An 8,598-nucleotide genomic window follows, 5' to 3' on the forward strand; every position below is an offset into this window, starting at 1 on the left:
GGGCCTCTGGGGGCTCGTTTTTCTCTTAAGTTAACGGCTATGGGAACTTGTCCGGGGACTAGTAGTTGGATTTTTTATTAGTGTCTCGTAGACAAACGCATGTCCCCCGTTTGATCCAGAGGATCAAAATCTTTGTAGAATAAGGGAGTCATCGGAAATTGCCCCATAGGGACAAAATATTAAATCCCCAACTTCACCTGCGCATCCTCCGGCAATGAAGGTATTTTAATATCCGTACCTATAGCCTCGTTCAGCTTTTTAATAAATGTAGCCGCCAGCAACGGAGACTCCTTTTCGATATTCTGATGGATGAAAAAGTAAAGATTCTGCAACCCCTGCTCCTTCCATTCCTTAATCCGCTCTATCCACTCGTCCAAACGGGTGTAGTCGCTCTCGTGATTGGCGCCTACATAGCGGACAAACGCTGTTGGTGTGGTAAGCCGCATATGCATGATGTCTCTCCTGCCGGCAGAATCCACCAGTACATTGGTAATGTTATTTTTCTCAAAAAGCTGATAGATCTCATCCGCAATACCTTTATCGCTAAACCAATCTGTGTGTCTCAGTTCAATGGCCAATGGCAGATCTTTAGGAAATTGGTCAATAAAATTTTTCAGTCGATCGATATTTTCCTTTTTCGGGCCAAAATTGTCGTGCACTTGCAGAAAAAGCATCCCCAACTGCTCACCAAAAGCCTGGATGCCCACCAGGTAATCATTTAGATAATCCTGGTAACCCTCCTGAAGTCGCTTGATATGGCTCACATAGCGCGGCAGCTTGGGGAAGAATTTGAAATCGGCAGGTGTCCGCTCTTTCCACTTTAAAATCTGATCTTCCTTATACAAGTTGTAGAAAGTGGCGTTGAGCTCAATCGAATTAAACTGGGTAGCGTAATATTCCAGTTCATCTTTAATACCTCGCGGATAGAAACCTTTCAAATCCGACTTATTCCATTTAGCACAGCCGACACTGACGGTTTGCAATGAAGACTTATTGGCGCTCAGCACCCGCTTGGTATCGGGGTGATCCGCGGGCAGTGTGAAGTCTATATCTTCAGGATTTTTTACATTTCCGAATTTCATAGATGGTTTTCTGTTAATTAAAGAATAATTTAAAAATACGTTTTATCCTGGAAATTATCCATTGAACTACTCATCAACCTTCAGAGGTTACCTACTGTTATTGCGGTCCATTTGAGTCCAAAACTGATTTCTTAAAAAATTATTATGAAAATACTTTACAACATTATATAATTGTCAAATTTAATAAAACATATGAATTATTAATGAAATTATCATTTCAAACGCTATATGCTGTCGCAGTTTCAGTATTTCTCACTTCATGTATACCGTCAGCTAGAATCCCTGAAAAATACGATCCTGCCAATGAGAAAGGGTTAGTAGTTGGATCAATCGCTATAAAAAACGAGCGGCCTATTTATAACAGTTATGACATCACATATAGAAAGGTTGGCAGTGAAAAATTTTCCAGAATCAGGATTATACCGGAGCAGGTTACAAAAATGAAACTAATTCCTGACTTTTTCGATGATGACAGAGGCATCCATCTCTTCGCTCTCGAATTACCTCCCGGCGAATATGAAATATATGAGATTTACTTTTTCAGTAATGGTGGCTATATTCAGGAGACAAGGAGGTCTGGAGAATTTTCCCTGAAATTCAGCTCCCGACCGGGTATAATATCATACATTGGAGAGTTTAATATCATGCCGTACAATATTCTCAGCTTTACTAATGTGAAAGACAAAATGGATCGCGATATAGCCTATTTGACAGAACACCACCCGGGCATTCCGTGGGAGTCAGCTGACAATAACACACTTGTTACGCATTATCAGACAATCGCGAATAAAGAAATAGGAGTCCTGATGAAATACCCGGATTTTATTCATGTACTTTCACCTGAAGAGCCTCAACAAAATAAAGAAAAAATAAAGAATGAATCTAAGCCTCCATTCAACCACATGATTACTCTTACCACTAACCCCTACAATAGCTTAACATCGGGATGGAGACGATTTGATGCTGAAGATTCTGTTTTGTACGATGAGTATCATGAAGAAAAAACTGACAACCTTTTAAGTTCATTGAGGGACTCTAAATTACAGATCTCCCACGAAAGCGGAGTTTATGATATTGATGGCCTCACCTTCCGAACTACCACAATTACATATTACAGTAAAAAGAAAGATGAATTGCTTTTTACTACTGTGATCCTTGAAAGACTTATTGGCGGAGCTAATATCTTCAGTTTTAACATCTCATACACTAACGAGATTGACAAGGAACATTTTTTTGAAATAGTCAACGCTACAAAATTTACCATCAGAAACTAACTTATAGAGGATCCAAAGTCTTGTGAAAACTGCTTTATAGCTGGTTGACAGAACATATATAATTTATCCAGTAATTTAGACGCAACTCATAACACAAATATGCTCCAACGACAGGTCTACCGCACCCCAAAAGCAGGATCCATTAAAAACCTGAAACTTCAAACAGAAGAATTACCGGCTCCGCAACCCGATGAAGTATGTGTAAAAGTGAAAGCCGTAGGCCTCAACTTTGCCGATATCTTTGCCATACAAGGGCTCTACAGTGCCACTCCCGAAGGCTCTTTTATCCCTGGTCTCGAGTATTCGGGAGAGATCATAGCAGTCGGCTCCAATGTAAAAGAGTGGAAAGCTGGTGATAGAGTGATGGGCGCTACCAAATTTGGTGGCTATGTCTCCCATATCAACTCCCATCACCACTACGTCATTCCGCTTCCTGAAGGTTGGAGCTTTGAACAGGGAGCAGGCTTCCTTGTGCAGGGACTGACAGCCTACTATGGATTGAAAAAGCTGGGCGACCTCCAAAAAGATATGACCGTGCTCATCCACAGCGCTGCAGGTGGTGTGGGCATACTGGCCAACAGGATCTGTAAGAAATATGGCGCCTATACTATCGGTACTGTGGGCAACCCCGGAAAGGTGGATTTTCTTCGTGAGCAGGAAGCCTACAATGAAATTATCCTTCGCGATAAGCACTTTCCAGAAAAGCTGAAAGCCGTCTTGAATGGTCGCCCACTCAACCTGATCATGGAATGTATTGGTGGCAGGATATTAAAGCAAGGCTGGGAACAGATGGCGCCTATGGGCAGAATGATTGCCTACGGCTCAGCCAGTTTTACCAGCCATGGCGCTAGGCCCAACTACCCCAAACTGATCTGGAAATACCTCAAACGGCCGAAAATAGACCCACTTCGGTTGCCAACACAGAACAAATCGCTAATGGGTTTTAACCTTATTTATCTGTATGAGCAAACGGATATGATGCATGAGATGCTTAACGAGCTGCAAGCGCTTCAGCTCAAGCCTCAACATGTGGGGCATATCTTTGAATTTGATGATATGCATGAGGCCATTCATTTGTTTCAACGAGGGCAAACGGTTGGAAAGGTGGTAGTCAGGGTAAGCTAAGTACCCTGCTACTTCAATGAATTTTAATTTAAAATCATTTTAGATTACTTGAGATCACTTGATAAATGGCTGAGGGTTTACCGCTTCCCCGTTTTCGTGCACTTCGTAATGCAGATGCGGACCTGTAGACTTCCCTGTACTTCCTACATAGCCGATCACCTGACCTTTTTCAACCTTCTCTCCTTCCGATACTGTTCTTTTATCTAAATGAGCGTATTGGGTTGCATACTTATCCGAATGTTTGATTTTTACATAATTGCCGTTGTCGTCAGCGTGTTCAGATACAACCACCTCACCATCTGCCGTAGCATAAACAGGCACTCCCGTTTTGGCCACCAGGTCAATGCCCGCATGCAGTTTTTCAACTTTAAGAAATGGATGCATTTTTAAACCATAGCCTGAAGAGATTTTTATGAGGTCGTTTTGGGCCATCGGCAATCCTGCCGGCACGTTATTTTCAATGATTCTCTCAACGCGCTTCAAAGACTCCTTAAGTGGCGTTTTAACTTCATCGCGCGTGTTCATAGCCACCAAGCCAGCGGCTAGCGGAACAACGCCAAAAATAGTTATACGCATCCAGTTTTGAGTTTTCTTCTTTTTCATCATAGTAATTCTATTTTTAAGTGGTGTAGCAAAATGAGTTGTTATTGGAGACTTGATGCTACTTTCAAGTGTATTTAAAATCAGTAATGACTGATACCTGAGCGGATCACCGCCCTGATGAAGTACCGCACGATCCGCCAGATACTCCAGGTTAAGTCTGACAGATCTTTTATATAAATAAATAATTGGATTGAACCACAGAACTATGGCCGCCAATTCGAGCAATATCAGGTCAATCGTATGTCCCTTTTGTGCATGTTCATGTTCATGAAGCACCATCTCTCTTGACAGATCTCTACCCCATGACTTTGGAAAAAAGATTTTGTTAAACAAGCAAAATGGCTGATTTATAGTGCTGCTTTGATAAATACTAAGACCATAAACCGCCTCCTCTTTTGAAGCTTTCATGATTTTATACGTGCTTACAAATGACCAGATAAACCGCACTAAGAGTAATCCACAGATCAGAAAGTAACAGGTCGGCAGCCATGAAAAATTGCTTACTGCAGTTGCCTCTATTGTATCTATCCTGCCTCTAACTGCCTCAACAGCAGGATACATCTCCGACTTATAGAAACCCAAAACACCGGCATCTCCGCTCAACACTTCGTTGCTCGTCCCACTGAAGTAACTGCATAGTGGTATCAAAAGGCTAAAGAGCAATGATCCGGTGAGATACCATCTGTTCAGGTTGAAGAAGGTGGTTCTTCGCAGGAATGCTACATAATATAACCAGAAAACACACAAGCCAACGCTCACGGCAAATAAATAGAATACCATGGATTATGATTTTTGTTTTTTAATTTCCTTATCGATCTGCGCCTTAATCGCCTCCAACTCTTTTATGGACAAATCCGAGTTGGAAAAAAAAGTCGCGAAGCCTTGCCATGAACTTCCAAAAAAGCTGGTAAGCATGCTTTTCATTTGAGTTTTAAAGTAGTCTTCCTTTCTGATCAAAGGAAAATATTCGTTCACCTTTCCATAGGTGTTGTATCCAACAAACTTTTTATTCACCATCACACGTATTACCGTGGATACTGTCGGGTAAGCAGGCTTGGGGTCAGGCATGGCGTTAACGATGTCTTTAAGAAAGCCCTTTTTCAGCTTCCACAACACCTGCATGATTTGTTCTTCAGCTTTGGTTAACTCTTTCATACCTCAAATGTATAACTATATTTATAATTATCAAATTATATTTATAGTTGTTAATTACAAATATAAACCCGCAATGAAAAAGGAAAGGTACTATGAACAGACAGCTCTTTTTCTTTAATTAGTGGCTCTAAGAAAACTCACCATTTATCGTCATTGCGAACAAAGTGCGGCAATCCCTTCTTTTCAGCATGCATTAAGAGGGGCTCGCTTCGATTCCTCCCCGTGGCAAGCCCGGGACAGGCGCGATGACTACAAGAGTTTTCTTAGAGCCACTAATTAGTAAGACGTTCTCTTCAGCGCATACAAATGAGTGACCTGATCGTTTATAACACCCTCTCCGACCTGTATAGGGCACTCGACCTGCCCATTGAGCAGGAGATAGACTTCACTATCCATTACCTGCCCAATATCCATAAAACCATGCCCTATAAGTCTCCTACCTTCCGGGCCAACTACTATTCCTTTGTTTTTGTAAAAGATGGCAGCGGCACATATACCACGGATGAGCAGACCTTCCCAACGGCACCCGGCACCATTTATTTCACTAATCCGGGCCACATCAAGGCTTTTGAGATGAAAACGTTGAATGACGCCTATATCATCACGTTGACTGAAGCATTTCTCAAGGAGCAAGTGCATCCTGATATTTTTGAAGAGTTTCCCTTCCTGCTTGCGGAAACAGTGCCTCCCAACACGTTGCCTCCAGCAGAGTTTGCCGAATTCGAGAACCTATACTTGCAGATATATAAGGAATACCACTCCCACTCTCCTTACAAATACCGGATCATCGGAAATCTTTTTGTAGTGTTACTCCTCAAGATCAAGGAAAAATTTTGGAAGGAGTTTGATCCCATAGCAGAAGGTGATCGCAACTCCCAAATTGTAAAACACTTCAAGAGATCTTTGGAAAAGCATTATAGAAAACTTGCTGCCGGGGACACAAAATATGCTTTCCAGGTGCAGGATTATGCCTACGAGCAAAATCTGCACCCCAACTACTTCAGCCATGTGATCAAAAGTAAGACTGGCAAGCCGGTAAACACATGGATAGCAGAAAAAACCATTGCAGAAGCACAGTCCCTGCTAAAAAACACCAAGCTTACTGCAAAAGAGATCGGCTATCAACTGGGATTTTCGGAACCTACTCATTTCAATAGTTATTTTAAAAAGCATACAGGCATGACTCCCAATACTTACCGGAAGGAAAATATCTAGTACATTTTTAGTTATTTTCTGTTAATTTTAACTACCTAACCTAAGCCCCTGCTATGGACGACATCAGCGTATTTACCGATAAAACCATTATCCCCGATGAAGAGACGCTGAGCTCCGGCATTGGAGACACCTACCCCTTGTGGAATGACATTAAATCCTATGTGTATGAGCACTATCCGAAAGCCACGGAAGAATGGAAGTATCCGGGAGCAAAGTATGGTTGGAGCTTTAGAGTAAAAGACAAAAAACGTGTAATTATTTATTTACTGCCCAGGGAAAACTATTTCCTTGCTGCAATGGTATTTAGTCCGAAAGCTACCGAAATGGTACTTGAAAGCCCGATAACTGATATTATTAAGGATGAACTGAGGGCTGCCCGCCCCTATGCAGAAGGAAGAGGAATCAGAATACCTGTTAAAAATCAAAAGGATGTGAAGGACATCAAGCTTTTGATCGATATCAAACTAGCTCATTGAAGAAGCAGCTAATGGCACATTGTTACCAGAAACAGGCACACCATTACCAGCACTTTGCGTAATTATATGGTTCCTTTATGGTGAGTTCAATTTAAACCAAAAGGAATTATGAAAAAGCAAAAAATGACCTTAAAAAGTCTCACCGTGAAAAGCTTTATCATCGCTGAAGATGATATGAACACGGAAACTGTAAAAGGCGGGGGAACACTTTTAACAAAACCATGTGGAAGCTGTCCTTGTACTTATCAATGCCCCACCAACGATATTTTCGGGTGTTTTACCAGGGAAAATACCGGCACGTGCTGTGTCGTGGGTTGGTAAGCATTTTTCAACCACTGAGAACACAGAGAAGGCACTGAGGTCACGGAGAATTAACCTCTGTGGTTTCTGTTCGGAGTTCTCTGTGATCTCTGTGGTTTATTATTCTTAGAAATTCGTCATTTTATCTTAAAAATCCGTCATACCTCTCTCCTATTGCCTTCCGTCTTTTGTAGTGTAATCATTTTTGCAATTCAAACAAAAGACAGCAATGAACGGATCAAACAAAAAAATCGCTTTGGTAACAGGTGGCAGCCGCGGCCTGGGTAAAGATATGGCCCTGAGCCTGGCGCAAAGAGGGATAAACGTGATACTCACCTACAACAGCAAAAAAGAGGAAGCCCTGGAGGTAGTCCGTGAAATAGAGGCTATCGGTCAAAAAGCGGCAGCATTGCAACTTAATGTAGTCGATAGCAGTAGCTTCGAGCGGTTTTTTGGAGAAGTAAAAGCAAGTCTGAAGAATGTATTTGGTCTTGAAACATTTGACTTCCTGATCAATAATGCCGGGATAGGTATACATGTACCGTTTACAGAAACTGCAGAAGAGCAATTTGACACATTAATGAACATCCATCTAAAAGCGGCTTTTTTCCTCACTCAAAGAGCATTGCCATTGATGAACAACGGAGGCACCATTGTTAATGTATCCACAGGGCTGGCGCGGTTTACCTTTCCTGGATACGCTGCCTATGCAACAATGAAAGGGGGCATCGAAACCCTGACCCGCTACCAGGCAAAAGAGCTGGGTTCCCGCGGTATTCGCGCCAATGTGATAGCCCCAGGCGCCATCGAAACCGACTTTGGCGGTGGTGCAGTACGCGACAACGCTGACCTGAATGCTGCTATCGCTTCGCAGACGGCCCTTGGAAGAGTTGGCCGCGCTACTGATATAGGCAGCGTGGTGGCCTTCCTGTGCAGCGATGATGCTAAATGGATAAACGGCCAGCGGCTGGAGGCTTCAGGGGGTATGTTTTTGTAAGATTTGGCCCGTAAAATTTAACCGCAGATGGAACACAGGGAGAGTCAGCCGGAGTTTCCCCGATCTTCTGAGTTATGTCCAATGAATTATTAAACTCCTCCCAACGTCATCCCGGACCTAAAGCAGTGAAGGTCCGGGATCTCCTCGCTACTGACTGTGACTGAAGTTCAGCCTCTCCCACCGGATCAGGGGGATCCTGAATATTTTCTCCGTTGCTCTACGAAAATTCCATGATGTGGTTTATGATTTCTGTTCCTCCTCTGCTTCCTCTGTGGTTAATGATGGCATAATGCCATTATCCACAAAATCAACTGAAAGTTGTTGCTCTACCAATGACAAGTTTTGCAATACATTGATAATCAACCTTTTGC

General features: G+C 42.5%; 9 protein-coding genes. 6 read left to right on the forward strand and 3 right to left on the reverse strand.

Annotated features, from left to right (window positions below; genetic code table 11):
• Window positions 1-179: 179 nt before the first annotated feature.
• Entirely contained in the window at window positions 180-1,082 is a 903-nt protein-coding gene (locus C900_RS24465; RefSeq protein ID WP_009583038.1) for a DUF72 domain-containing protein, read from the reverse strand.
• Window positions 1,083-1,285: 203 nt separating this feature from the next.
• Here C900_RS24465 and C900_RS24470 point away from each other — a divergent pair, with 203 nt between their 5' ends.
• Window positions 1,286-2,356 carry a hypothetical protein gene (locus tag C900_RS24470; RefSeq protein ID WP_009583039.1) on the forward strand — a complete coding sequence of 357 codons (1,071 nt, stop codon included), beginning with the start codon at window positions 1,286-1,288 and terminating at the stop codon, window positions 2,354-2,356.
• 99 nt (window positions 2,357-2,455) lie between these two features.
• Window positions 2,456-3,481, forward strand: a complete 1,026-nt coding sequence (locus C900_RS24475) for a synaptic vesicle VAT-1 family membrane protein (RefSeq protein ID WP_009583040.1) — start codon at window positions 2,456-2,458, stop codon at window positions 3,479-3,481.
• A 54-nt stretch (window positions 3,482-3,535) separates the two neighbouring features.
• Here the strand turns inward: C900_RS24475 and C900_RS28950 are convergent, their stop codons facing one another.
• Together C900_RS28950 and C900_RS24485 are read right to left on the reverse strand one after the other, a co-directional pair.
• Window positions 3,536-4,864, reverse strand: coding sequence for a peptidoglycan DD-metalloendopeptidase family protein (locus tag C900_RS28950; protein WP_009583041.1), 1,329 nt, complete (start codon window positions 4,862-4,864; stop codon window positions 3,536-3,538).
• A 3-nt stretch (window positions 4,865-4,867) separates the two neighbouring features.
• Complete coding sequence (locus C900_RS24485) at window positions 4,868-5,239, reverse strand: BlaI/MecI/CopY family transcriptional regulator (protein ID WP_009583042.1); 372 nt, start codon at window positions 5,237-5,239, stop codon at window positions 4,868-4,870.
• 306 nt (window positions 5,240-5,545) lie between these two features.
• On the opposite strand from C900_RS24485, the gene C900_RS24490 reads away from it, so the two are divergent.
• The 4 genes from C900_RS24490 (at window position 5,546) to C900_RS24505 (ending at window position 8,227) form a co-directional block, all read left to right on the forward strand.
• Window positions 5,546-6,454, forward strand: a complete 909-nt coding sequence (locus C900_RS24490; RefSeq protein ID WP_009583043.1) for an AraC family transcriptional regulator — start codon at window positions 5,546-5,548, stop codon at window positions 6,452-6,454.
• Window positions 6,455-6,507: 53 nt separating this feature from the next.
• Window positions 6,508-6,930, forward strand: a complete 423-nt coding sequence (locus C900_RS24495) for a DUF3788 domain-containing protein (protein WP_009583044.1) — start codon at window positions 6,508-6,510, stop codon at window positions 6,928-6,930.
• 108 nt (window positions 6,931-7,038) lie between these two features.
• Window positions 7,039-7,251 (forward strand): pinensin family lanthipeptide, encoded by a 213-nt coding sequence (locus C900_RS24500; protein WP_009583045.1) that lies wholly within the window; start codon window positions 7,039-7,041, stop codon window positions 7,249-7,251.
• A 208-nt stretch (window positions 7,252-7,459) separates the two neighbouring features.
• Entirely contained in the window at window positions 7,460-8,227 is a 768-nt protein-coding gene (locus C900_RS24505; protein WP_009583046.1) for an SDR family NAD(P)-dependent oxidoreductase, read from the forward strand.
• Window positions 8,228-8,598: the final 371 nt, after the last annotated feature.

Source organism: Fulvivirga imtechensis AK7 (assembly GCF_000331535.1).
Lineage (GTDB): Bacteria > Bacteroidota > Bacteroidia > Cytophagales > Cyclobacteriaceae > Fulvivirga > Fulvivirga imtechensis.